21 protein-coding genes and 1 riboswitch are annotated in these 23,136 nt (G+C 61.1%); of the genes, 12 read left to right on the plus strand and 9 right to left on the minus strand.

Annotated features, from left to right (window positions below; genetic code table 11):
- Nucleotides 1-13: 13 nt before the first annotated feature.
- From pnuC to JK213_RS05030, 3 genes are read right to left on the minus strand one after another with little or no spacing between them, the layout of a single operon-like run.
- Entirely contained in the window at nucleotides 14-595 is a 582-nt protein-coding gene (gene pnuC, locus JK213_RS05020) for a nicotinamide riboside transporter PnuC (protein WP_194261265.1), read from the minus strand.
- The gene (locus tag JK213_RS05025) at nucleotides 586-1,740 is read right to left on the minus strand and encodes a phosphotransferase enzyme family protein (protein ID WP_194261266.1); all 1,155 of its coding nucleotides are present in this window, start codon (nucleotides 1,738-1,740) and stop codon (nucleotides 586-588) included. Before JK213_RS05025 ends, pnuC begins: the two co-directional genes overlap by 10 nt.
- Before the next feature lie 2 nt (nucleotides 1,741-1,742).
- Entirely contained in the window at nucleotides 1,743-4,169 is a 2,427-nt protein-coding gene (locus JK213_RS05030; RefSeq protein WP_194261267.1) for a TonB-dependent receptor, read from the minus strand.
- 92 nt (nucleotides 4,170-4,261) lie between these two features.
- Nucleotides 4,262-4,391: riboswitch (TPP riboswitch) on the minus strand.
- A gap of 187 nt (nucleotides 4,392-4,578) precedes the next feature.
- Between JK213_RS05030 and JK213_RS05035 the strand changes: the two genes are divergently transcribed.
- The 3 genes from JK213_RS05035 to JK213_RS05045 all read left to right on the plus strand — a co-directional run bounded on the left by JK213_RS05035 (nucleotide 4,579) and on the right by JK213_RS05045 (nucleotide 7,947).
- On the plus strand, nucleotides 4,579-6,006 hold the full coding sequence (locus JK213_RS05035; RefSeq protein WP_194261268.1) for a methyl-accepting chemotaxis protein: 1,428 nt from the start codon (nucleotides 4,579-4,581) through the stop codon (nucleotides 6,004-6,006).
- Nucleotides 6,007-6,133: 127 nt separating this feature from the next.
- Nucleotides 6,134-7,372, plus strand: a complete 1,239-nt coding sequence (locus JK213_RS05040; protein WP_194261269.1) for an MFS transporter — start codon at nucleotides 6,134-6,136, stop codon at nucleotides 7,370-7,372.
- The gene (locus tag JK213_RS05045) at nucleotides 7,372-7,947 is read left to right on the plus strand and encodes a YdcF family protein (protein ID WP_194261270.1); all 576 of its coding nucleotides are present in this window, start codon (nucleotides 7,372-7,374) and stop codon (nucleotides 7,945-7,947) included. The genes JK213_RS05040 and JK213_RS05045 overlap by 1 nt, the downstream gene beginning before the upstream one ends.
- 1 nt (nucleotide 7,948) lies before the next feature.
- On the opposite strand, the gene JK213_RS05050 is transcribed toward JK213_RS05045, so the two are convergent.
- Nucleotides 7,949-9,208: an AGE family epimerase/isomerase gene (locus JK213_RS05050; protein ID WP_194261271.1), complete on the minus strand. Its 1,260-nt coding sequence runs from the start codon at nucleotides 9,206-9,208 to the stop codon at nucleotides 7,949-7,951.
- Nucleotides 9,209-9,364: 156 nt separating this feature from the next.
- On the opposite strand from JK213_RS05050, the gene rpe reads away from it, so the two are divergent.
- From rpe to JK213_RS05080, 6 genes are all read left to right on the plus strand, one after another.
- Nucleotides 9,365-10,042, plus strand: a complete 678-nt coding sequence (gene rpe, locus JK213_RS05055; protein ID WP_194261272.1) for a ribulose-phosphate 3-epimerase — start codon at nucleotides 9,365-9,367, stop codon at nucleotides 10,040-10,042.
- The gene (locus tag JK213_RS05060; protein WP_194261273.1) at nucleotides 10,039-11,694 is read left to right on the plus strand and encodes a heparinase II/III family protein; all 1,656 of its coding nucleotides are present in this window, start codon (nucleotides 10,039-10,041) and stop codon (nucleotides 11,692-11,694) included. Before rpe ends, JK213_RS05060 begins: the two co-directional genes overlap by 4 nt.
- 25 nt (nucleotides 11,695-11,719) lie before the next feature.
- Nucleotides 11,720-12,865 (plus strand): glycosyltransferase family 4 protein, encoded by a 1,146-nt coding sequence (locus tag JK213_RS05065; protein WP_194261274.1) that lies wholly within the window; start codon nucleotides 11,720-11,722, stop codon nucleotides 12,863-12,865.
- A 200-nt stretch (nucleotides 12,866-13,065) separates the two neighbouring features.
- Nucleotides 13,066-13,809, plus strand: coding sequence for a (Fe-S)-binding protein (locus JK213_RS05070; protein WP_099285848.1), 744 nt, complete (start codon nucleotides 13,066-13,068; stop codon nucleotides 13,807-13,809).
- Complete coding sequence (locus tag JK213_RS05075) at nucleotides 13,806-15,329, plus strand: lactate utilization protein B (protein WP_194261275.1); 1,524 nt, start codon at nucleotides 13,806-13,808, stop codon at nucleotides 15,327-15,329. The genes JK213_RS05070 and JK213_RS05075 overlap by 4 nt, the downstream gene beginning before the upstream one ends.
- A complete protein-coding gene (locus tag JK213_RS05080) occupies nucleotides 15,326-15,913 on the plus strand; it encodes an LUD domain-containing protein (RefSeq protein WP_194261276.1) in 588 nt (195 codons plus the stop codon). The genes JK213_RS05075 and JK213_RS05080 overlap by 4 nt, the downstream gene beginning before the upstream one ends.
- 16 nt (nucleotides 15,914-15,929) lie before the next feature.
- Here the strand turns inward: JK213_RS05080 and JK213_RS05085 are convergent, their stop codons facing one another.
- From JK213_RS05085 to JK213_RS05105, 5 genes are all read right to left on the minus strand, one after another.
- On the minus strand, nucleotides 15,930-16,535 hold the full coding sequence (locus tag JK213_RS05085; RefSeq protein ID WP_062028613.1) for a response regulator transcription factor: 606 nt from the start codon (nucleotides 16,533-16,535) through the stop codon (nucleotides 15,930-15,932).
- Complete coding sequence (locus tag JK213_RS05090; RefSeq protein WP_194261277.1) at nucleotides 16,532-17,656, minus strand: sensor histidine kinase; 1,125 nt, start codon at nucleotides 17,654-17,656, stop codon at nucleotides 16,532-16,534. Before JK213_RS05090 ends, JK213_RS05085 begins: the two co-directional genes overlap by 4 nt.
- Nucleotides 17,656-18,207 carry a hypothetical protein gene (locus JK213_RS05095; RefSeq protein WP_194261278.1) on the minus strand — a complete coding sequence of 184 codons (552 nt, stop codon included), beginning with the start codon at nucleotides 18,205-18,207 and terminating at the stop codon, nucleotides 17,656-17,658. Before JK213_RS05095 ends, JK213_RS05090 begins: the two co-directional genes overlap by 1 nt.
- A gap of 109 nt (nucleotides 18,208-18,316) precedes the next feature.
- On the minus strand, nucleotides 18,317-19,567 hold the full coding sequence (gene tyrS / locus JK213_RS05100) for a tyrosine--tRNA ligase (protein WP_194261279.1): 1,251 nt from the start codon (nucleotides 19,565-19,567) through the stop codon (nucleotides 18,317-18,319).
- A gap of 169 nt (nucleotides 19,568-19,736) precedes the next feature.
- The gene (locus tag JK213_RS05105; protein WP_194261353.1) at nucleotides 19,737-20,402 is read right to left on the minus strand and encodes an alpha/beta hydrolase; all 666 of its coding nucleotides are present in this window, start codon (nucleotides 20,400-20,402) and stop codon (nucleotides 19,737-19,739) included.
- 136 nt (nucleotides 20,403-20,538) lie between these two features.
- Between JK213_RS05105 and JK213_RS05110 the strand changes: the two genes are divergently transcribed.
- The 3 genes from JK213_RS05110 to JK213_RS05120 are packed head-to-tail and all read left to right on the plus strand — an operon-like array spanning nucleotide 20,539 to nucleotide 23,131.
- Nucleotides 20,539-21,639 carry a cysteine desulfurase family protein gene (locus JK213_RS05110; RefSeq protein WP_228125308.1) on the plus strand — a complete coding sequence of 367 codons (1,101 nt, stop codon included), beginning with the start codon at nucleotides 20,539-20,541 and terminating at the stop codon, nucleotides 21,637-21,639.
- A gap of 13 nt (nucleotides 21,640-21,652) precedes the next feature.
- Entirely contained in the window at nucleotides 21,653-22,795 is a 1,143-nt protein-coding gene (locus JK213_RS05115; protein WP_194261280.1) for a cysteine desulfurase family protein, read from the plus strand.
- 21 nt (nucleotides 22,796-22,816) lie between these two features.
- The gene (locus JK213_RS05120) at nucleotides 22,817-23,131 is read left to right on the plus strand and encodes a ferredoxin family 2Fe-2S iron-sulfur cluster binding protein (protein WP_194261281.1); all 315 of its coding nucleotides are present in this window, start codon (nucleotides 22,817-22,819) and stop codon (nucleotides 23,129-23,131) included.
- Nucleotides 23,132-23,136: the final 5 nt, after the last annotated feature.

The raw sequence follows: 23,136 nt of genomic DNA on the forward strand, positions 1-23,136 counted from the left end.
GGCTTTTTTTCATTCAGGAGTGCGGACCGGATGCCGCCCCGGCAGAAATTTCGGGTTTCCAGAGTCGGTACCCGTTTGCTGCCAGCACGACAAAACCGGCATAGAGCAGGGCTGTCGGATAAAGGCCGCGGCTGATGAACAGGGCGACATAGGCGCTGTCTACCACGATCCATAACAGCCAGGTTTCACGATAGCGCATGGTGTCCCAGTACTGGGCGAGAATGCTGTAGGCTGTGAGGGTGGCGTCCATGATGGGCGTGGGATCGTTGGTGAAGCGGGCAAGGACGAACGCCCAGACAGCACTTCCCGCCGCACCGCAGAGTAGCCCTTTCAGAAGCGTGGGGCGTGTCGGGCGGCGGACGTGGATGCGGCCATCCGGTTTCGCCATCTGGCGCCAGTGCTGCCAGCCGTAGACGACATACAGACAGAATGCGATCTGAAGCCCGGCATCGGCGTACAGCCTAGCGTGAAGGAAAATCCAGGAATACAGCCCTGCCGCGGCCAGAGACACGGGCCAGCAGATCATGCTGCGCTGCGATGTCAGCCAGACGGCCAGCGCGCTGAGGACGGCGCCCAGAATTTCGATCAGGGACATGGCGCCGTCTGGAGAAGATGCGTCAGCTTGTACAGGAACTGCTGGCCTGTGGGGGACGAGAACCAGTGGGCGTGGCCCAGAAGATAGTCCGTATAGGCGGCTTTTACCCCGGCTCTGTCGTGAACGAGTGTTTCGTAATACGCGACTTCGGACAGGGCATATTCGACGTGAACGAGCGGCAGGAAAAGCGGCACCAGGCGGCGCTCTTCTGCCGAAAGGGCGTAGCGTGTCCGATAGCCTGACAGGAAGGCTTCGAGGCAGTCGGGACTGACAGGACAGTTGTTTTCGGGATCGAGCCACGCGATGGCGGTACGCTCGATGGCGACAGCGAGATCGTAGGCGGCACAGGTGCGGTCCGACATGCCAAAATCAAGAATGCCGCAGACCTGCGCTTCCGGTCCGGTGCCGGTCCAAAACAGGTTTGAGGGGTGCCAGTCGCCATGACCCCAGCGGGGCTGGATTGTGCCGAGATGCGGTTTCAGCTTTTCATGAAAGGGCAGGAGGGCCTGCGGGAGATCGTCGCGCCAGCGGTGGTGTGTCAGGGCTTCGGCAAGCCCGGCCTGATGGGGGAGCCAGCGGTCCAGCCCGGTCATGAGGTCGGGGGATGTGATGACCTCGAAGGTGGAGAGAAGCGGGCGGCGGGAAGGGCGCGCAGGGGCGTCGAAGCTTCTGGAAGCCGCGTGAAGCTGGCCCAGACGCTGCCCGCCGGAAAAGGCGTGTCGGGCGTTGTGGAACGGTTCCCAGGATTGCACGGTCTCGTACAGATCATGGCCGGGCATAATGGAAAAGACTTCGTAGGCCGATCCGTTGAGATCGAGTGCGGCATCCCCGCTTTTGGTGCGCCATGTCTGGCCGACCGGCACGCCCTGTTCAGCCAGATGTGTGATGAAGCGGTGTTCTTCCGCAAGGGCTGTTGCATCGCGCAGGCAATGGTCGTGGCGTTTGAGGAAAACGCGGCTTCCATCCTCCAGCAAAACAACGCCGGTGGAGGAAAAGGGGCGTCGTCCGTGCCAAATGACCTGTCTTGCGGGTGAAGGAAGCGGAAAACGGGACAGGACATCGCGGGCTTCGGCGTCCGACAGGGCGGGCCAGTCCCGTCTGCTTTCGGGACCATTGACGCCGAACTGTCCGGAAGCCTCCGCCATGCTCAGAACCCCGTCGAAGCGGTGAACAGGGCCGCAAACCCGCCACCGATGAAGTAGCTCGGGGCACTTCCGGCAATGGTGGTACCATACACGCCGGTCGTGTCTTTCGCATTCATGGTCGGGCTTGCCACGCCGGAAAGATAGTGTTCGTTCGTGATGTTGATGAAGTTCATCCGCAGGGTCGGTTGATGCAGATGGATATGGTCCGAAAAGCGGTAGCCGATGGCGAGATCGCCGGTCGTGTGATCCGAGACGCGCTCGTCATTCATGAAGGTTGCGTACTGGTGGCCGGTGTAATGCACGGTGGCGACACCGAAGATATGCCCGTCATCGTAGCTCAGCCCGGCCGCGGCCTGAAGCGTCGGGCTGCGCACGGCGATGCGGCCACGAGTGCGCAGCAGGTCGCCGCCCGACATTAGGTCGTTGTCGATCGTGGCATGCAGGTACTCGCCCGAGACATAGGGGCTGAAATGATGCCAGGGGCGCAGACCGATTTCCACGTCCACGCCGCGTGATGTCTGGCCACCCGCATTCATCGTCGTACTGACGACGGAGCCGTTCTGGACAGCCTGTGTGGAGATCTGGCGGTTGGTGAAGTTGTAGTTGAACAGCGTCAGGCTGCCGATGATCCAGCGTCCCGTGCGGCGGTATCCCAGCTCTTCGGAAATGGAATATTCGTTGCGGACATCGGCCGATCCGGTTCCGTACATTTCGCCCGAAGAGGGGTCATAGGTGTTGTACAGCGCGCTCTGGTCCGGGGCGCGGAAATTGGTCGTGGCGTTGAAGAAGATCTGGTTTTCCGCGTCAATGCGCCAGCGCACGCCGAGGCGGGGCAGGGGCTCCATGCTGTTGGAGCCGACATGGTATTGCGGGCCTGGCATGCTGTTCGTGCCATCGCGGCTCATCATGACGGCCTTGAACCCGAGGTCTATGGCCAGATGGTCATGCAGCAGAGACATGTGGTCGCCGATGAACAGCGCGTTGGTCTGGGAAATGGTGTGAAAGCTGCCGCCCAGAAGGCGTTCGCCGTTGGACAGGCGGATCACGTCGCGGCCGTTTTGCGCCCAGATGTCCGGGGCATAGCCATTGGTCTGAACGGCCGTGAAGGGCTGTTGCTCGTTGTCGTCACCGTAATCGTACCAGTATCCGAGGACGAAATCGTTCCAGCCGGTTTTGTAGTGCAGCGCGCTGGTAAAGCCCGAGCGGTAGCTGCGCTGGGTGTAATCTGCGCGGACTACGCCCACGCCGTCCTGTGCGCCGGGAAGGTTCAGCGTGTCCGACAGGGCCTGTGTGCCCTGATAAAGTCCTGTTTCGGACAGGGTGCTTCCGCCCGGCCAGTTGCCATAGGCAAGCTGCGCGTAGGGTGTGACGTCCAGCGTCAGATGATCGGTCAGGGTCAGATGAACCGGCGCGCCGCCGTAAAGCGTGCGCTCTCCGTCCCGCCACAGGCGCCAGTAATTCGCGCCGTTTTCCGGATTGCTGCTGTCATAATGGGCCAGCAGGTTGTTCTGGCCTTTGATCCCGTCCGATTTCCATGTGTCCATCGTGGGTTCGGGATACCAGCTTGTGATGGTTGTGTTGAAAGTGCCGATAAGGCTGGCGCGGTTGCCTTGTCCCCATTCCTTGAGAAATTTGAAATCGACATGCTGCTTTTCGTCGCGTCCCGGTCCGCGCCAGTTGTCGGTCGCGCCGTGGGAGTAGGAGACGAAGCCACGGATGCCGGTATGGGCGATGTCGCCGGTGTCGAGGCGGATGAATTCGCGGTTGGTGTTGTAGGATCCGTAAGACACGCTGGCGTCTCCACCTGCTTTTTTGGCGGGGTCGCGGAAGGTCAGGTTCATCAGGCCCCCGGCGGCGTTCAGGACCGGGCTGTCCAGATCGGCCGAGCCCTGCGACAGGGCGATTTCCTGATAGTTCTCACTGTCTGCGAACTGGCTAGGCGTGCCGGAATAGGCGGCGACGTCGTTCAGCGGCATGCCTTCGAGCACATAACCGATGGCGCTGTTATCGAGTCCGCGTACAGTGATGTCGGTATTGGGAGAAAATCCCATCGGGTCGGACGATGACACATTGGCGCCGGGCAGCATGGATGCGAGCTGAAAGGCCGTGGCCATCGGGGCCTGTTTGGAAATGAAATCCTGACTGACCGTACTGACGGATTTCACGCCGTCCTGCAGATGGATCAGGCCGCCTCCCGGCTGGTTTCCGGGGGCGCTGTCCGCAAGCCGGTGAACGACAATATGTTCGGCTGGTGCCGGGCGCGGTGCAGTCGCGGCTGAAGGGGCGGGTGCTGTGTGATGCGTTGGCGGTTTGCTCGTATCGGCCGCGTGGGCGACGGACAGGCAGACCGTGGTGCCGATCAGGGCGGGCAGGATGCGATGATACCGCAGGCGAGACGTAGCAGAGTCTCCGGGGTGTCCGTGGGCCATGATGGAAAACGCCTCGCCTGCAAGCAATGGAAGTTCAGCGCTGGCAGGAAGGGTTCAAGCTGCTGGCTGGCGGGTTCGTGAAAATGCGTCCGGCAGGCAGCGACCACCATCCCTCCGCCAGTGTGAACTGGATCAGGTTCAATGGGTCACTGCGCCCTATGACGGACAAGCGTCATGCCAGCAGAATCTCAGCCCCTTGTCGGGGCTCCCCACGGTGAAACGTCAGCAATCCTCCGGGGACGGAAAATTGTCAATATGAGCAGATTCTGTCAGGGCCGTGCAGGGGAAGTGTTGCAAACAATTTCGAGAGTATTCTTCATTCTTTATTAATAACGACATGTATAGTTTTCAAAAAACATCACGCCAGTGCCTGAACGGGGCGTGAGACCTGAGGTCAATAAAGGCGATCATGCTCAACTGGATTGAAAAAACGGCCTATGTCCGGCAGAAAATCAAGGTGCTGTTTGCGCTTCTTGTTCTGATCGCCGTAGTACATTTTGCTGCCGAACAGCTTTGCGATCGTCTGTTTGTTCATTACCAGCATGAACAGATGCTGTCGCAGTGCATGGGGCTGCTGTTTCAGGTCGCACTGACACTTCTGATCGCCCGGTTCGCCATTCATGTGATTGCCGTACCGTTCGAGCAGATTACGGCGGCAACGGAGAAGGTCGCGGCTGGTGCTCTCAACATCACCATTCCGTGCCTTCATCACCATGACTGTGCGGGGCGGCTGGCACGCTCTCTCCAGTTGTTCCGGGAGAACAGTCAGAAGCAGTTGGCCCTTCAGGAAAATTCGGCGGAAGAAGCGCGCGATGCGGCGCAGATCCAGAAGGAACTGTCCGGCCGCAGCGAGCGGATTCGCCGTGTGCAGGATGAGACGATCGGAACCATTTGTGCCGGGCTGGAGATTGTGAAGGAAGGTGATCTGACCTTCATGTTCGGCGACAGTTTTCAGGACCGGTTCGAGGAATTCCGGCAGAATTTCAACACGCTCATCCAGATCTATCGGACGGCGATCGCCAAGATTTCCGATGCGACTTCCGTCATCGCTAACGGAACCGTCGAAATAGCCTCCGCTTCAACAGAACTGAGTGGACGGACGGAACGTCAGGCCATTACCCTGGCTCAGTCTGCCGCCTCCATTAACAGCATTACCCAGACGGTCGGCAAAACGGCGCGTTCTGCGGTGAGGGCGCGTGAAACGGCTCTTGAAACGCGGGGGCAGACCGTCGTGGTTTCGGAGATCATGCATTCGGCCAACCGGGCTATGGGCGAAATCCGGACGTCGTCACGACAGGTCGAGAGCATTCTGGGCCTGATTGAGGAAATCGCGTTCCAGACCAATCTTCTGTCGCTGAATGCCGGGATCGAAGCAGCCCGCGCGGGAGAGGCCGGTCAGGGTTTTGACGTTGTGGCCAAGGAAATCCGGGCGCTTGCGCAGCGCTCGGCCAAATCGGCGCAGGATATCCGCAACATCATCACGTCTTCGGGCCGACAGGTGGAAGAGGGTGTCCAGCTTGTCGGGGATGCGGACCGCTCGATGAAGGTTATCAGTGAGCATGTGGACGGCATCACGTTGCTGCTTGAAGACATTTCCCGCTCCACGACGGGTGAGGCCGAGAGTCTTGAGACGATCAACAAGGCCATCAACGAAATGGACCAGATGACCCAGCGCAATGCCGCGATGGTGGAAGAGGTCAATGTGGCCTGCCGGAATCTAAGCAACGAGGCGAAGGATCTTTTCGCCGAACTGTCCAAATTCCGTTTCAGCCCGTCACAATCTGCAAGCAGGAGACCGGGGTCCATACCCCGTGAACTGGCTCCGGCGGGTTTCTGAGGCTTTTCAGGAAAGTGAAAGACGCATTTTCCTGACATGTCTCGACATCGGAGCCGATATTCCCGACACTGACGCCCATGGTTGTCAGTCCGCTCTTTCTTTCTGCGCTGAATGACGGGGCCTGCCCATGATGGGCGGGGCCTTCCGATCTCTGGGGCGGCGGAATTACCGCGTCTGGGCCATGGGGGCACTGGTTTCGAATATCGGAACCTGGATGCAGATGACGACGCAGGACTGGCTGGTCCTGACGGAACTGACACGGCATGACGCAACGGCAGTCGGGATTGTCACGGCGCTTCAGCTTGCGCCGCCCCTTCTGCTGATTTTCTGGACCGGAAAAATCGCCGACAGGGTGGAGAAACATCGCTTCCTGCTTCTGACACAGGCTGCTCTCGGTACACTGGCCATCGCGCTCGGGGCTTTGGTGGTGACGGGGATGGTCCGGTTGTGGGAGGTGGATCTGTTCGCCTTTCTGAGCGGTTGTGTGGCGGCGTTTGACAGTCCGGTCCGGCAGATTTTTGCCGGTGAACTCGTGGGCGAGGAAGACTTGCCGAATGCGGTGGCGCTCAATTCCGTGTCTTACAATGCAGGCCGCATGATCGGACCTGCGGTCGCCGGATTCTGTATTGCGGAACTCGGTTCGGGATGGTCCTTCATCCTGAACGGGTTTTCGTTCTATGGCGTGCTGATGTCGCTCCTGTCTCTGCGGACGCAGGATCTGCACCGTCTTTCGGCCCGAAAGCCGGAAAGCGCGCATCAGGAAAAGCAGGATCTGCTGTCGGGGGTGCGGTATGTCTGGAAGCGCGATGATTTGCGGACCATCCTGTTCATGCTGTTTCTGCTCGGTGCCTTCGGACTGAATTTCCCGATTTATATTTCGACCATGGCTGTCAGTGTCTTTCACGTCGGGGCGCATGGTTACGGGGTGCTTAATTCAGCCATGGCGGTGGGGACGATTACGGGCGCGCTGTTCGCTGCCAGCCGTAAAACCATGAAGTTCTCGGCGCTGCCGCAGGGGGCGATTGTGTTCAGTCTGGCCTGTCTGCTGGGGGCGCTTGCGCCGGGATACTGGGCGTTTGCGGTCACGCTGGTCATGGCGGGGATGTCGACTCTGACATTTACGGCGGTGAGTAACAGCTACATGCAGCTTGCGACCGATCCGGGCATGCGCGGACGCGTGGTGTCGATCCGTTTTGCAGTCTTTGCGGGCTCCTCACCGCTGGGCGCGCCGCTGGTGGGGATGGTGGCCAATTCGCTGGGGCCGCGCTGGGCGCTGGGTGTGGGGTCTTTGTCGGGGATTCTGGCGGCAGGGGTGGCGCTGCTTTATCTGCACCGTACGCAGACGGATAAGGAAACGGTGTCCTGATGAGGCGCTGGGTTGTAAGCGGGTTGACGTTTGGTGCGGTTCTCCCGGGTCTGTTTCTGCTCTGGATGGGCTTCGTGGCGTTTCGGGGGCTTTCAGCCGTGCCGAAGCAGTCTGAAATGGCGGTTATTTTCGGGACGGCGGTGACTGCGAAAGGCAAGCCCCGCCCAGCGTTGCAGGAACGGTTGCAGGAAGGACTGCGGCTCTGGCGTGCTGGGCTTGTGCGGACTGTCATGGTGAGTGGTGCGATCGAGAGCGGCAATCGTCGCGACGAAGCCCGGATCATGGCGGACTGGTTGATGGTGCGGGGTGTGCCGGAAGCCGCCATCATTGTGGATTCGCACGGGAACAATACCTGGCTGACGGCCCTGCATGTCGCGCGCCTGCATCCACAGAGGGCGGTCGTGGTCACGCAGTGGTTTCACATTCTGCGGGCAGAATGGGCGCTGGGCCGGGCAGGCGTGTCGCCGGTGTCGGGGGCAGCCCCGTCACGGTTCCGGCTGGCGGAGCTTTGGTATCTGTTTCGGGATTCCGTGGCGCTTCCGGTTTATGTGCTGACGAAAGCGCCGCCCGGCTGACTCAGTAGGGAACGCCGATCTGTTCGATGGCTGTGGCGAGAGAAGGTGCCAGAGGCATCATGGGGGCCAGTGTGGACTGATAAGCGTGATACAGGTCGCCCTTGCCCTTGTAGATCGTTTCGGTGGGTTCGCCTTCGGGGCTGACTTCGTTGAACCAGCTTCCGAAATCCCGGTCGATCAGGGTTGTGTCGATATAGTCCCAGATCGTGCGGTACCAGTGCTCGTAATGGGGGTTTCCGGTCCGCTTGTAGAGGTTGACGGCGGCTGTCAGCGCTTCGGCCTGAGCCCAGTGGATGCGACTGCGGTTGTGGGGAGCGTGCTCCCAGTTGATTGTGTAGAGCATTCCTGGTCGTCCATCGGCGTTCCAGCCGGTTTTCATGCCCGTTTCGAACAGCGCCTGCGCGTCATGCAGCATCCATTCCGGGGCCTTCAGTCCATGACGGAGCAGGGCGGCTTCGAGCTTTAAGGTCAGATGCGCCCATTCCACGAAATGCCCCGGCGTCATGCCATAGGGGCGCAGGTCGTCATTGGGTTTGTTGCTGTGATAATCGCGCATGAGGGTCCAGTCGCGATCGAAATGCTCCGGCATGGCGAAACCCTGCCCGGCGGCCAGTTCGTGCACGAAGCGGGTGACGATGCGCCGGGCGCGGTGCAGCCATTTCACATCTCCGGTGACGTCCGCCAAGGCCATGAAGGCTTCGGTGGAGTGCATGTTGCTGTTTGCGCCTCGATAGTTTTCTTCATCCGACCAGTTCGGCGCGAAGCTCTCGAGCATGACGCCTTCGCTTTCGCTCCAGAAATGGGTGTCGATCTGATGGGTGGCGTCTTTGAGCAGTTCGCCTGCGCCTTCCGCCCCGATCAGGACGGCGGAAGAGGCGGCAAGGGCAACGAACGCATGGAGGTAAGCCTGTTTGCGGTCATTGTCCTTGTCCGCGAAATGCTGCCAGCCGCCATGGGCGTCATCGCGGAAATGCGTGCGCAGGGCGTGAATGCCGTGTGTGACCAGCGGTGCGCTTCCGGGCAGGCCCTGAAGTTCGGCCAGGGCATAGGCATGGACGCAGCGTGCGGTCAGGGTGGCTTCGGGTTTGGCATTTTCGGGGAGGGTGCCTTCCAGATCCAGTCCCGCGAAGCCTCCGTCCACGCATCCACCTTTGCTGAAGTCCAGAAGGCGACGGCCCTGCATTTCCAGCCAGGCCCGGTGCGAGGGGCGGCGGATCCAGCTGTCGCGGCTGAGCAGGGTAGGCGAAAGGCGATCGGTCATGGGGCACTCCGGGCAGATCGGCGGATTTGGGCATCAGGACGTTTCAGACGGGCCGGGGTTCCAAAGTGGCGAACACGCAGACATGAACCTCACGAAGATGCGCATCGATGCGGATGTGGCTTGCGTCGCGCGATGGCTTTGCCGATACATGAGTGTATGACTGAGCGTTCTTCGATCATTGTCGCCCCCAGCCTTCTGGCTGCTGACTTTTCCCGCCTCGGGGAAGAGATTGCCTCCATTGCGCGTGCGCCGTGGCTCCATCTCGATGTGATGGACGGGCATTTCGTGCCGAACATCTCGTTCGGCCCTCCGGTGATTGCGGCATTGCGCAAGCATACGGATGCGAAATTCGACGTGCATCTGATGATTGATCCGGTCGATCCATATCTGGAAGCGACGGCAAAAGCCGGTGCCGACCATATTACGGTCCATGTCGAGAACGCGCCCCATCTGCACCGCTCGCTTCAGACCATCCGCGCGTTAGGCTGTCGTCCGGGTGTGGCGATCTGTCCGGCGACGCCTGCCGTGGCGTTGTCGGAAGTTATGGATCTGGTGGACATTATCCTCGTCATGACCGTCAATCCGGGTTTTGGCGGACAGAGCTTCCTCGATAGCCAGCTTGCCAAAATCAGAACGCTGGCGGAGATGATCCGCAAGAGCGGTCGTGAGATCATTCTTGCCGTGGATGGCGGCATCGACCCGCAGACGGCGCCGCGCGTTGTCGAAGCCGGTGCGACCATGCTCGTCGCAGGATCGGCGATTTTTGGAAAAGAAGACCGGGACGCGGCGATCCGGGCGCTTGAAGGACCGTTCGTGGAACAGACGCCCGGATGACAGGCAGTCCCTGGCTTCGCGGTCTGCGTCTCTCTCTTGCCCGTCTGCCGTTTGGCGCGCCTGCCCCCGAAGGGCCGGTGCATGTGTTCCGTGATCCCTGGAAAGGGGATGCGGAGCAGGGGGCGCGCCTGATTGGCGGGAAGTTCCGTTTCGACCGGCACGATTATGTCCTGCCCAGCGGCAACTGGGAGCGGGGCCCCTGGCCCGAACCAGCGCGGGAATGGCTGCATGGGTTCGGCTGGCTGCGGGACCTGAGGACGCTCGGGAGCGACAGGGCACGCCTGACTGCGCGCGGACTCGTTAGTGACTGGCTGGCGCACCCGCCGACAGATCCTCTGGTCCGTGATGCCTGTGTGACGGGATCGCGTCTGGCGTCGTGGCTGTCGAACCATGAGTTCTGTCTGGCATCCGCTGATCCGCGACTTCAGCAGCGTCTGATGGAGCGGATGCTGGTGGAGGGGCGCACCATTGCGGCCCTTCTGCCGCTGCCGCCGCAGGGTGCGCGGGGGTTGATGGCCTTCCGTGGGCTTTTGGCTGCTGCGATGGCAATGCCGGAGCAGACCGGATTCATGTCGCGCTTTCTGCGCTATCTTCCGGCGGAGTTGGAGCGCCTTGTTCTCGCGGATGGGACCGTGATTGAGCGTAGTCCTGAGGCGCAGTTTCTGGTGGCGCGTGAGTTGGCGGAAATGTCCGTCATGTTTCGCACGGCCCATGCGAGTGTGCCGCCGTTCATCGACCGTGCCTTGGACAAGGTCTGTCCTGTTCTGCGGGCCATGCGGCACGGGGATGGAGGGCTTGCGGTCTTTAATGGGGCGAACGAACGGCACAGCGCGGCGGTGGAGGATGTTCTCGCGCAGGGATCGCGCCAGAAGCTGATCGCGCCTGCCATGCCGCAGGGTCGCTTCACGCGGCTGGCGCTCGGGAAATCGCTGCTGATTGTCGATAGCGGACCGCCCGCCCAGGCAGGGTTCGATACAACCGCTCACGCTGGAACGCTGTCTTTTGAATTCTCGCATCAGCGGCACCGTCTGTTCGTCAATTGCGGCAGTGCCGTGATCGGGGCGTGGCGTGAAGCCATGCGGAGCAGTGCGGCCCATACGGTTCTCGTCGCGGATGGTCTGTCGTCGGCGGATTTCGGACCTGATGGCGGCATGACGCGCCGTCCGGTCACTGTCTCCTGCGACCATCAGACAGATGGAAACGCGCACTGGCTGGACCTGTCGCATGACGGTTATCACGCGCCTCTGGGGGCGAAATGGACGCGGCGTCTGTATTTCGGTGCTGATGGCGAGGATCTGCGCGGGCAGGAACTGATCGACGGCGAACGCAACATTGATTTCGCCATCCGTTTTCATATCCACCCGGATGTGACGGTGACGCAGGATGACGAGGACATCATTCTTCAGGTCGGCGGGACGATCTGGCGTTTCAGGCAGCGTGATGGCGTCGTGCGTCTGGAAAACGACGTGTATCTGGGGCGTGGAAAACGCGAAATCTGCCGCCAGATCATCATCACGCCGCAGCCGGTTGCCGAGGTCGCTGCCCTGTCTGAGGGCGAAAGTGCCCCCGAGCCTGAAAAGCCCGCAGCGCAGAAGCCCGTCAAACGGACCCATCAGAGCGTGACATGGCTGCTCGAACGTATTCCGGAATAAGCCGTCTCGTGTTCAGGATGCCGACGTGAAGATCCTCGAAATCACGAATGTGGATTTTGCACTCAGGCAGTTTCTGCTGCCGCTGATGCGAGAACTGCGCGAGGCCGGGCATGATGTTCAGGGAGCCTGCGCCGAAGGTGCCCATCTCAAGGCCGTGCGGGCCGAGGGCTTTACGGTGCATGGCGTTCCGATGGCGCGATCGCTGTCGCCGGTTGCCCAGTATCGCGCTTTTCTTGCGTTATTGCGCCTGATCCGGCGTGAAAAGCCGGATCTGGTGCATGGCCATATGCCCATTAGCGGTATTCTGGCACGGTTTGCCGGCCGACTCTGTGGAGTACGGATCGTGGCCTATACCTGCCACGGCTTTCTGTTCAACCAGCCGGGATCATGGCGCCGTCGGATGCTGTCCCTGATACTGGAATGGGCAGCGGGTCGCATGACGGATCTGTATATGACCGTTTCGCGCGAGGAAGCGCGGGATGCGCGTCGGCTGCATCTGAACCGCAACCCTATTGCCATCGGCAACGGCCGGGACCCGGAACGCTTTCATCCCGATCCGGCCGTCCGGGCCAAGATACGCGAGGAACTTAGGGTTCCGCAGGATCGACCGGTGGTTATCGTGGTGTCGCGTCTGGTGCGGCACAAGGGGCATCCCGAGTTGCTGCGGGCGATGGAAGATGTTCCCGATGCCGAACTCTGGGTCGTTGGCGAGCGCCTGCCTTCGGATCACGGGGCGGATCTGACGGCACCGTTCGAACGTGCAGGGGAGCGTCTGGGGCCGCGTCTGCGGATGCTTGGATATCGGGAGGATGTGGCCGAGCTTCTGATGGCAGCGGATATTTTCGCGTTGCCCAGCCATTTTGAAGGTCTGCCCATGTCGGTCATCGAAGCGATGCTGACGGGGCTGCCGGTCGTGGCGACGGATGTTCGCGGGCCGAGAGAGCAGATCGTGGATGGGGCAACCGGATTTCTGGTGCAACCGGGTCTTTCTGCTCCGCTTGCCCGCGCCCTGCGTCTTCTGGTGCAGGACGCGGCGTTGAGAGAGTCCATGGGTAATGCCGCAAGACGGCTGGCGCTGGAGACTTATGACGAGCGTCGTATTCTCCGGCATGTCGTGGCCCTGATGGAACAGACGGCGTCCGGGCATACTCTGGACGGTCAGAGAGCCTGAGACTATTTTGTTTTCCTAATTCTCTTCGATGAATACTTGAAAATCATCTTTTCAAATCACGATCAGATATTGGTATTACTATCAGTACTAAAATACTCCGGTTATGATGACTTCGATTCTCCCGTAAACTTGTCTTTTGTTTTTATGTTGTTTTCATGAGACTGTGATCACACGCGTTGATTGAAGGCAAAGGTATTCCCATGAAGGTCGGTCTATTTGTTCCCTGTTATGTGGACATGTTTCATCCCGAAACAGGAATTGCGACTCTGGAACTGCTGGAGCGTTTCGGACTGTCCGTTGAATATCCTGTCGATCAGACATGCTGTGGGCAGCCCATGACCAATACCGGCTGTGAGCGCGAGGCCGCCAAGACGGAAGAACTGTTCGTCCGCAATTTCGGGAAATACGACTATATCGTCACGCCGTCTGGAAGCTGCACCAATCAGGTGCGCAACAACATGACGGCCATCGAACAGACCGATGCCGTCAAACATGTCCGCAGTCGCACCTATGAACTGGTTGAGTTCCTGCACGACGTTCTCAAGGTCGATGCATTCCCCTGGGCCGAGTTTCCGCATCGTGTTGCCCTGCACAACAACTGCAACACGCTGCGGAACCTGCGGATCGCCAGCATGAGCGAGCGGCGGGAAGAGCCCTTTTCCAAGCCGAAGGCGCTGCTGGGAATGGTCAAGGGCATTGAATTCGCCGATCTGACGCGCCCTGACGAATGCTGCGGTTTTGGCGGGACGTTCTCGGTGTTCGAGGAAGGTGTGTCGGCCAAAATGGGGCAGGACAAGGTCACGGACCAGCTCAAATCCGGGGCGGAATATGTCACGTCGTCTGATAGCTCCTGCATGATGCATCAGGAAGGCTGCGCGCGGCGGATGGGTGCCAACCTCAAATATATCCACATCGCCCAGATCCTGAACGGAGCACGCGCATGACCGCCGAACTGCATGAAGAGCTGACGGACCCGCATGGCGAGCAGCTTGATCACGGCGCCGCTTCGTCCCGGCCTCTGAAGTCCCGGATTTCGGAACCCCAGCCGCGGGGTGCGAAAATCCGTGGCAACCGGCCCGTTGACCAGTCCGAAGCCGCGAACCGCTTCATGGCCGCGACCGAACATGAGGCCATGCATGACGCGCGTCTGTGGGATCTGCGCCAGAAACGCGACAAGGAAATGCATGGGATTGAGGAATGGGAAGAGCTCCGTAACCTCGCCTCTGGCATCAAGGAACACACGCTTTCAAAGCTCGATTACTATCTCGAACTGTTCGAGAAAAACGCGACGGCCAACGGGATCAAGGTTCACTGGGCGAAGGACGGGGCCGAGCATAACGCCATTGTTCTGGAAATCCTGCGGAGCAGGGGCGTCGAACGGCTGATCAAGAGCAAGTCCATGCTAACGGAAGAATGTGGCTTCCGGGAGTTCATGGCCCACAATAACGTCGAGGTTATCGAGACGGATCTGGGCGAACGCATCCAGCAGTTGGATGATGAAGCGCCCAGCCATGTCGTCGTTCCGGCCGTGCACAAGCTGCGCACCGATGTCGCCAGTGTTTTTGCCAAAACGATCGGCTCCGACCCTGACAATGCCGATGCACACTACCTGACGGAATGTCAGCGCGAGGCCACGCGCCCGCTGATCCTCTCGGCGCAGGCAGGGATGACGGGCGGTAATTTCGTGGTGGCGGAAACGGGAACGTTCGTTGTCTGCACCAATGAGGGCAACGCGGATCTGTCCGCCAATACGCCGCCGCTGCATATCGCGTCCATCGGGATCGAGAAGCTCATTCCCGGCCTGAACGAGTTGCCGGTCTTTATCCGGCTGCTGTCGCGGAGCGCTCTGGGGTCCCCAATTACGCAGTATACGTCGCATTTTCGCGGGCCGCGTGAGGGTGGCGAAATGCACGTCGTGCTCGTGGATAACGGGCGTTCCGAGCGGCTGGGGATGGAGAAGTTCTGGCCGGGGCTGAAATGCATTCGCTGCGGTGCCTGCATGAACACCTGCCCGGTTTTCCGGCGCAGCGGTGGTCTGAGCTATGGCGCGACCTATGCCGGGCCGATCGGACTGATTATCGATCCGACCTTCAACGTTCATAAATACCGCAACCTGCCATACTCCTCGACGATGAACGGGAGCTGCACCAATGTCTGTCCGGTGAAGATCAATATTCACGAACAGATTGCGGACTGGCGCAAGACGCTGGCGGGCGAGGGGGAAATCTCTCCGGTCAAGAAGGTCATGATGAAGGCGGCGGGCGAGGTTCTGGCATCGCCTGTGGTCTATCGCGCGAGCCTGCCTCTGGGGCGGAGTGCGTTGCGGCACCTGCCGCATTTCATGCTCTACAACAAGCTCAATACCTGGGGCCGCAAGCGCGACATTCCCGAAACGCCCAAACAGACGTTCAATGAATGGTACCGCCGAAACCGGAAGTCGCAGGGCGAGGGAGAAAACTCATGAGCGGCTCACGCGACGCCATTCTGGGCGCAATCCGGAACAATCATATTCAGGGCGAACGTCCCCGGCCTGTCGTGCCGCTGTTCGATCAGGCAGCCCCAGCCGATCTGAAGGCTCTGTTCCAGAAGTCTCTGGAGCGCATGGGCGGGAAAATGCTGATCACCGATGCGGCTGACCCGATGGCGCCCGTGCGGCAGGCCATCGTCAAGCCGGGGCCTGTCGTGTCCTGTGTGCCGGAGTTTGAGGGGGATATGAAAATCACGCCCCAGACCAAGCCCACGGATATCGCGCCGGTCGAATATGCTGTTCTGCGCGCTGCGTTTGGCGTGGCGGAGACCGGGTCGCTGTGTTTTACGGAAAAGCAGCTTCATGTGAACACGACGGGCTTTCTGCCGCAGCATCTGATCGTCCTGCTGGACCCCGCCCAGATCGTTTACAATCTGCACAATGCCTATCAGCGTCCGGAATGGTTGCAAGCCCATTATGCCGTGTTCCAGAGCGGCCCGTCAGCGACGGCGGATATCGAGGGTGTGCTGGTGCATGGTGCCCAGGGCGTGCGGTCTCTGAGCGTTCTGCTTCAGCCCTGATAAAACGGCGGGCTGCTTACAGCCAGCCGTTCGCGCGGGCGATGCGGCCGGCTTCTATGCGGTTCCGGGCGTCCAGCTTCTGGACGATTTCCGAGAAATAATTGCGGACTGTTCCTGAGGACAGGGACAGTTCTTCCGCAATTTCACGGTTCGTGCGTCCGGCTTCGGCCAGCCGAAGCATGGTGCGTTCGCGTTCGGAAAGCGGATCGGGCAGGGCGTCCCAGACGGCTTCGGCCAGATCGGGTGCGATCGCCCGCCCCCCTGCGGCAACTTTGCGGATGGCGGCGGCAAGCTGCGTGATGGGGGCGTCCTTGAGCATGTAACCGCGCACTCCCGCCTGAAGCGCGCGGCGCAGATAGCCGGAGCGTCCAAAGGTCGTCACGATCATGACGCGGCTGGGGAGATTTTCCTGAAGGATTTTCTCGGCAAGTTCGATGCCCGTGACATGGGGCATTTCGATGTCGGTCAGGACCACGTCCGGGCGGTGCTCGCGGATCAGGTCGAGCGCCTCGCGTCCGTCCGTAGCGCGTCCGACGATCTGGATATCGTCTTCAAGATGCAGCAGGGCCTCGAAGGCATCGAGGAGCATGGTCTGGTCTTCGGCAAGGATGAGGCGGATCATGGCAGGGTCGTCGCAGTCAGTGTGAAACCCCGGGGGCGGGGAGAGATGGTCAGGGTGCCGCCCGAGGCGGCCAATCTGGCGCGCATGCCGCGCAGACCGTTGCCTTCGATGATGGTCCGGGCGGGTTGCGCGGCTTGAAGCGGACCGTCGTCTTCGAGGGTGAAGGTGTGGATATGTCCGCTGGCGTCGTACAGGAAAGTCAGGGTGCAGGTTCGGGCGTCAGAGTGGCGGATGACGTTCGTAACGGCTTCGCGCAGGGCGAGGGCGAGCACACTGTTTGGTGGGGCGTCGGCAGGAGGCTCGCGGCCTTCGAGAACGAGCGTGATGCCTGTCGTGTGCAGGGCTTTGCGGGCCCGTTCCAGTTCGCGCAGGAGAGACGCCCCGTTCATGCCGGACACAGCCTCGCGGACTTCGCGCAGGGACGTGCGGGCGATCTGGCTGATTTCGTTGATTTCCTGCCGAGCGCGGTGCGGATCGGCCGTGAACAGACGCTCGGAGAGTTCGGCCTTGACCGAAATGACGGTCAGGGAATGGCCCAGAAGATCATGCAGGTCACGGGCGATGCGTTCGCGCTCGGCGGTTGTGGCGAGCGCACGGATTTCGTTCTGGGCTTCGCGCAGTTCGAAATTACGGATGCCGAGCTGCCACTGCACGAGCGTGCCCATATAGGTGATGATGCTGAAAAAGGCGCCGGGAATGACTTCAAGCGTGGTTTTGTGCCGGAAATGGCCGGAAATGATGAGCACGACCTGCAACAGGATGACCATCGTGATGGACTGTCGCCTTTCGGGCAGGCGCGCGCACATTCCGGCGGCGAAAATACAGTAGACTTCCCAGTCGCCGTGCGTCCATGCGCAGGCATGGCCGATCAGATCGGTAAGGATGATTTCGCCATAGCCGTAATAGCGGTCTTTGCGGTAGGGCGCGAAATAGACCAGCAGGAACAGCAGCATGGCCGCTGCCGAAAACAGAACGCCCGGCAGCGTGGGGCGGTGATAGCCCAGCAGCCAAGGAACTGGATAAAACAGCAGGTAGCTCAGATAGGCCACCAGATAGTGGTTGAAGTGCGGCCAAGGCGTTTTGCGATCCGCCAGATGGCGGGAGAGGGAATCTGCGGCCATCAGGTGAGGGTAATGGAGGCCGGTTCGGCAGGCAGGAACAGGCCGGACCGCCACAGTCGTACCGCGCTGCCAACCCATATGGCGAGGGCCGTGCCGAAACCTGCGACTTCCAGATGGTGCGGTTCGGGCAGAAGCATGGAAAGGCCCGAAATCAGGACGATGGCGCCGCCCATGAACACATGCACCGGTTCTTGCAGGGCGCGGCCCAGCGGGACGTAGGACAGGCCGATGATGGCTCCGAGCATCGGATAGAACAGGTCCAGCCGGTGATGGGAATGGGTCCATGATGCGGCGGCAAAAATCCCTACGAAACGTAAGATTTTGATACGGCGCGTCAGTTTCGGGTCAACGGAGATTTCGGGGCGTCGGAGGATGAGGTCGCGGCGGGCGAACCCAAGAATAAGAAGGACGGTCGGAATGGCGATGAGTGCGACGGTCAAGGCTGTGGGCAGTTTGCCCGCCTGTGCGCCGCGTGTGGCCCAGACGGCGGCGAAGGCCAGACCTGCGCAGTCAGTCAGCAGGCCACGCCAGTTTTTGCGTTCCGTCATCATCCGCGCTGCGTCTCCGTTGGGGGCAACCTGCGGCGAGGATGCCCGTTCCGGCGAAGAAAAAACAGGGTGCAGTGTCAGGAGTCGCGGATGACATCGGTCATGACGGATGTCAGACCGGACGGAGCAGGATGTGCTTCTTCTTGCCGGACGACACTTTCAGAACACCGTCGCGCAGGTCGTCGAGCGTGAAGGTCTGGTTCTCGTCCGAAACTACCACGTCGTTGACGCGACCGCCACCGCCGCGGATCAGGCGGCGGGCTTCTCCGCCACTTGCGGCCAGTCCGGCCTCCTGAAAGACGCGGAATGCGGGCAGACCTTCGGCGATCAGGGTGGCGGGCAGGTCGATTTCCGGCAGGGCAGCTTGTGTGGAACCCTGTTCGAACACGCGGCGTGCCGTTTCGGCGGCGTCTTCGGCAGCGGCGCGACCGTGGCAGATGGCGGTGGCTTCGGTGGCGAGGATCTTCTTGGCCTCGTTGATGTCCGCGCCTTCGAGCGCGCCCAGACGTTCGCATTCCTCGACGGGAAGATCCGTGAAGAGCTTGAGGAAACGACCGACATCGGCGTCTTCCGTGTTGCGCCAGAACTGCCAGTATTCGAATGCGGGCAGACGCTCGGCCCGGACCCATGTCGCGCCGTTGGCGGACTTGCCCATCTTCGCACCCGAGGACGTGGTGACGAGCGGCGTGGTCAGACCGAAGATCTGTTTCCCGTCCGTCCGGCGGGCCAGATCAATGCCGGAGACGATGTTGCCCCACTGGTCCGAACCGCCCATCTGGAGAACGGCGCCGTGGCGGCGGTTCAGCTCGCGGAAATCGTAGGATTGAAGGATGGAGTAGTTGAACTCCAGGAATGTCAGGCCTTGTTCCCGCTCCAGACGTTGCTTCACGCTGTCGAAAGCGAGCATGCGGCTGATGGAGAAATGCGCGCCGACATCCTGTAGCAAATCGATGTAGGAGAGCTTGTCCAGCCAGTCCGCGTTGTTCGCGAGAATGGCGCCGCTGGACGGGTCTTCATCGCTGAAGGTGATGAACTGGCGCAGGGATTTCTCGATCCCGGCGATGTTGTGCGCGATCGTTTCGTTCGTAATCAGAGACCGGGCCTCGTCACGGAAAGACGGATCGCCGATTTTGGCCGTACCGCCACCCATCAGGGCGATCGGGCGATGGCCGTGTTTCTGGAGCAGGCGCAGCGCCATGATGGAGAGCGCATTGCCGACATGCAGAGAGTCTGCTGTCGGATCGAAACCCACATAGGCGGTGATCGGTCCGGCCAGCAGGGCCTCGTCGAGGGCGTCGAGGTCGGTGCACTGGAAGATCAGGCCGCGGGCCTGGGCTTCGAGGAGGAACGGACTCTTTGGCATGGGTCGATCTTGCTACGCTGCTACTGAAAAGAAGGGACACGGACCCTAGCATGACCGGCGCGGGAGCGGAAATTTCGGCGTTTGACAGGGATTTGTGGAGCCGGAATCAAAAAGGCTCTCCGCGAAGGAGAGCCTTTTTGAAGGTGTCTGTCGGGATGTTTGTCCCGGATCAGTCTGCGGCCAGAGCCAGTGCCTTGCGGCCACGCATCGTATTGACGTGGTCTTCCAGAGCCTCGCCGACGCGGTCGGCCTGTTTGGCAAAGATGTGGTCGGCGTCGTCGAAGATACGGTAGTCGACGGTCACATTCTTCTGGGTGTTCAGCTTGTCTACCAGCTTGCGGATGCCAGGCTCGGGAGCCATTTCGTCCTTGCCGCCAGCGATCATGAGGCCGCCGCACGGGCAGGGGGCCAGAAAGCCGAAATCGTAGTCGTTGGCCGGGGGGGCCACGCTGATCCAGCCGCTGATTTCAGGGCGACGCATCAGAAGCTGCATGCCGACGAACGCGCCGAAGGAATAGCCCGAAATCCATAATTCGCTGGAGTTCGGATTGACCATCTGCATCCAGTCAAGGGCTGCGGCCGCATCGGAAATTTCGCCAATACCGCCGTCATAACGGCCCTGGGAGCGGCCGACACCACGCGAATTGTAGCGCATGACCGAGAAGCCCATTTTCTCGAAGCTGCGATACATCGTGTAGGTGATGCGGTTGTTCATGGTGCCGCCGTGGAGCGGATGGGGGTGCAGCACCAGGGCGAGCGGAGCGTTGGGTTCGCTGGAGTGGTGGTAACGACCCTCAAGCCGGCCGTCTGGGCCGGCGAACATCACTTCAGGCATAATACTCTCGCGCTGTGTCAGGCAGGATTGGAACTCTGCCGTCCGGTGGTGCTGTGTATACCGATTCGCAAAAGCCGATTTCCACCAAAATCGACATGCCATTGCGATTTCCGCCTGTTTGCCCAATCTGGAAAACATGATGACTGCGCTGAAAACCGTTCCCGCGACGACCTATCTGGACGCCAATGCCACCGAGCCGCTCCGCCCTTGTGCGCGGGACGCTGCGCTGGAGGGGATGATGCTGTCTGGAAACCCGTCTTCGGTTCATGCTGAAGGGCGCGAGGCCCGCCGCTTTCTTGAAGACGCCCGCAGCCGGATGGCAGCGGGTTTCGGGCGGATTTCCGGCGCTTGCGTGTTCACGTCCGGCGCGACGGAAGCCGATGCGATGGCGGTTCACGCTTTCGGGCAGGGGTGTCGGATTTTTGTTGGGGCTACGGAACATGATGCTGTTCTCAAGGCTGCGCCGGACGCTGAGATTCTGCCCGTAAACAAGGATGGAATTTTGGATGTGGAACACCTTCGCGCACGGCTGCGGGAGAGTGGTCCGGCACTGGTCTGTGTGATGTCCACCAATAACGAGACGGGGGTGCTCTCGCCGCTGGAGGATGTGCTGGCGGTGTGTCGCGACTCGGGTGCGCATCTGCATGTGGATGCTGTGCAGAGCGCGGGACGGGTGCCGTTCGCGCTGGGTGGGTGCAGTGTTGCGGTTTCGGGGCACAAGATGGGTGGCCCGAAAGGGGCGGGCGCGTTGCTGCTTGCGGAAGATGAGCCCATGGATGCGCTTGTGGCGGGCGGCGGTCAGGAGCGCGGTCGCCGGGGCGGAACGCAGGCGCTTCCGGCCATTCTGGGTATGGCGGCGGCGTTTGATGCGGCGCGTGCGCAGGACTGGGGTTCGGTGCAGCGTCTTCGGGACAGGGTCGAAGCTGTGGCGAAAACTGTTGGCGCGCGGGTTGCCGGGGAAGCGGTGGCGCGGCTGCCGAATACGAGCTGTCTGATTCTGGACGGTGTGGCGGCGCAGGTGCAGCTTATGACGCTGGATCTGGCAGGATTCTGCGTCTCTGCGGGGTCGGCCTGCTCGTCGGGGAAAGTGTCGTCTTCGCACGTGTTGCGGGCGATGGGGGAGGCGGAAGGTGCGTCGCAGGCCATCCGTGTTTCACTTCCCTGGAATGTGCAGGAAGCTCAGGTTGAGGCGTTTTGTGAGGCGTATGAGGCGATGGCGCGCCGTTTAAGGAAATGATCGGGAAACGGGCATGATCTATCTCGATTATCTTTCGACAACGCCATGCGATTCGGCGGTTGTGAAGGCCATGCTGCCGTGGTTCGGGGAAGATTTCGGCAACCCGCACAGTGTGCATGGGCCCGGGCGGAAGGCGGCGGAGGTCGTGGAGCGGGCGCGGGAGAGCGTGGCGCGGCTTTTGGGCGCGGAAGCGCGGGAGATCGTGTTTACGTCCGGTGCGACGGAATCGAACAACCTCGCCATAAAGGGGGCGGCGCGGCATCTGATGCGGCTGGGCGATCCGCGACGGCGGATCATCACGGTCGCAACGGAGCATAAATGCGTTCTGGAATCGGTGCGGGCGCTGGCGGCTGAAGGCTTTGAGGCGGTTGTGCTCGGCGTGGATTCCGACGGGCGGGTTGATCCTGAGGCTCTGCGAGAGGCGCTGAAGGTGCCGACACTGCTCGTGAGCATCATGGCCGCGAACAACGAGACCGGCGTGTTGCAGGATATTCCGCAGCTTGCGGCGCTGGTGAAGGCGGCGGGCGCGCTGATGCATGTCGATCTGGCGCAGATGGCCGGGAAAATGCCGGTGTCGTTGCGCGATGTGGATCTGGCGTCCGTGTCCGCGCACAAGATGTACGGACCGAAAGGGATCGGGGCTCTGTATGTCCGGCGTCGTCCGCGTGTCCGGCTGGAGCCGCTTTTTTCCGGGGGCGGGCAGGAGCGCGGGTTCCGCTCCGGAACGCTGCCGACACCGCTGGTTGTCGGGTTTGGAGCGGCTGTAGAGCTGGCTGCGGCGAGCATGGCTGAAGAAGCTGTGCGGCAGGCGGTGCTGCGGGATGATCTGTGGGCGCAGCTTCAGGGCGGCCTGCCGGGGATTGTCCTGAACGGGCGCACCGTGCCGCGTTTGGCGGGGGCGCTGAATATCTGTCTGCCTGAGGGACTCCGGGCGCTCGACGTATTGGAAGCCTGTCCGGATGTCGCCGCTTCGACCGGATCGGCCTGTACGGCAGCGGAGATTGCGCCTTCCTATGTGCTGACGGCGATGGGACTTTCTGCGCAGAAGGCGTCGCAATGCTTGCGCCTGTCGGTCGGACGCTCTACCTCCAAGGCCGATATTGACCGTGCGGCCGAACTTCTGATCGCAGCCGCACGGACGTGCCAACCCAACTGAAACCGGAAAAACGGACGACCTATGCCCAAGATGACCTTTATCGAGCGTGATGGAACCCGTCGTGACGTGGACGCGCCTGTCGGACTGTCGGTGCTGGAAATCGCGCACAAGCATGACATCGATCTTGAAGGCGCCTGCGAAGGATCGCTGGCTTGCGCGACGTGCCATGTGGTCGTCGATCCGGACTGGGCTGCCAAGCTGAGCCAGCCGACCGATGACGAGGAAGACATGCTCGATCTGGCGTTCGGTCTGGAAAAGACATCCCGTCTGGGCTGTCAGATCGTCATGACGGATGCGCTGGATGGCCTGACCGTCCGCCTTCCGAAGGCGGGCTGAGCACC

This window comes from Gluconobacter sp. Dm-44 (genome assembly GCF_018256175.1).
GTDB classification, from domain to species: domain Bacteria; phylum Pseudomonadota; class Alphaproteobacteria; order Acetobacterales; family Acetobacteraceae; genus Gluconobacter; species Gluconobacter cadivus.

Excerpts from the sequence above, each read along its gene's own strand:
- pnuC (WP_194261265.1), bottom strand. The coding sequence starts at position 595 with ATGTCCCTGATCGAAATTCTGGGCGCCGTCCTCAGCGCGCTGGCCGTC.
- JK213_RS05025 (WP_194261266.1), bottom strand. The coding sequence starts at position 1,740 with ATGGCGGAGGCTTCCGGACAGTTCGGCGTCAATGGTCCCGAAAGCAGA.
- JK213_RS05030 (WP_194261267.1), bottom strand. The coding sequence starts at position 4,169 with ATGGCCCACGGACACCCCGGAGACTCTGCTACGTCTCGCCTGCGGTAT.
- JK213_RS05035 (WP_194261268.1), top strand. The coding sequence starts at position 4,579 with ATGCTCAACTGGATTGAAAAAACGGCCTATGTCCGGCAGAAAATCAAG.
- JK213_RS05040 (WP_194261269.1), top strand. The coding sequence starts at position 6,134 with ATGATGGGCGGGGCCTTCCGATCTCTGGGGCGGCGGAATTACCGCGTC.
- JK213_RS05045 (WP_194261270.1), top strand. The coding sequence starts at position 7,372 with ATGAGGCGCTGGGTTGTAAGCGGGTTGACGTTTGGTGCGGTTCTCCCG.
- JK213_RS05050 (WP_194261271.1), bottom strand. The coding sequence starts at position 9,208 with ATGACCGATCGCCTTTCGCCTACCCTGCTCAGCCGCGACAGCTGGATC.
- rpe (WP_194261272.1), top strand. The coding sequence starts at position 9,365 with ATGACTGAGCGTTCTTCGATCATTGTCGCCCCCAGCCTTCTGGCTGCT.
- JK213_RS05060 (WP_194261273.1), top strand. The coding sequence starts at position 10,039 with ATGACAGGCAGTCCCTGGCTTCGCGGTCTGCGTCTCTCTCTTGCCCGT.
- JK213_RS05070 (WP_099285848.1), top strand. The coding sequence starts at position 13,066 with ATGAAGGTCGGTCTATTTGTTCCCTGTTATGTGGACATGTTTCATCCC.
- JK213_RS05075 (WP_194261275.1), top strand. The coding sequence starts at position 13,806 with ATGACCGCCGAACTGCATGAAGAGCTGACGGACCCGCATGGCGAGCAG.
- JK213_RS05080 (WP_194261276.1), top strand. The coding sequence starts at position 15,326 with ATGAGCGGCTCACGCGACGCCATTCTGGGCGCAATCCGGAACAATCAT.
- JK213_RS05085 (WP_062028613.1), bottom strand. The coding sequence starts at position 16,535 with ATGATCCGCCTCATCCTTGCCGAAGACCAGACCATGCTCCTCGATGCC.
- JK213_RS05090 (WP_194261277.1), bottom strand. The coding sequence starts at position 17,656 with ATGGCCGCAGATTCCCTCTCCCGCCATCTGGCGGATCGCAAAACGCCT.
- JK213_RS05095 (WP_194261278.1), bottom strand. The coding sequence starts at position 18,207 with ATGATGACGGAACGCAAAAACTGGCGTGGCCTGCTGACTGACTGCGCA.
- tyrS (WP_194261279.1), bottom strand. The coding sequence starts at position 19,567 with ATGCCAAAGAGTCCGTTCCTCCTCGAAGCCCAGGCCCGCGGCCTGATC.
- JK213_RS05105 (WP_194261353.1), bottom strand. The coding sequence starts at position 20,402 with ATGCCTGAAGTGATGTTCGCCGGCCCAGACGGCCGGCTTGAGGGTCGT.
- JK213_RS05110 (WP_228125308.1), top strand. The coding sequence starts at position 20,539 with ATGATGACTGCGCTGAAAACCGTTCCCGCGACGACCTATCTGGACGCC.
- JK213_RS05115 (WP_194261280.1), top strand. The coding sequence starts at position 21,653 with ATGATCTATCTCGATTATCTTTCGACAACGCCATGCGATTCGGCGGTT.
- JK213_RS05120 (WP_194261281.1), top strand. The coding sequence starts at position 22,817 with ATGCCCAAGATGACCTTTATCGAGCGTGATGGAACCCGTCGTGACGTG.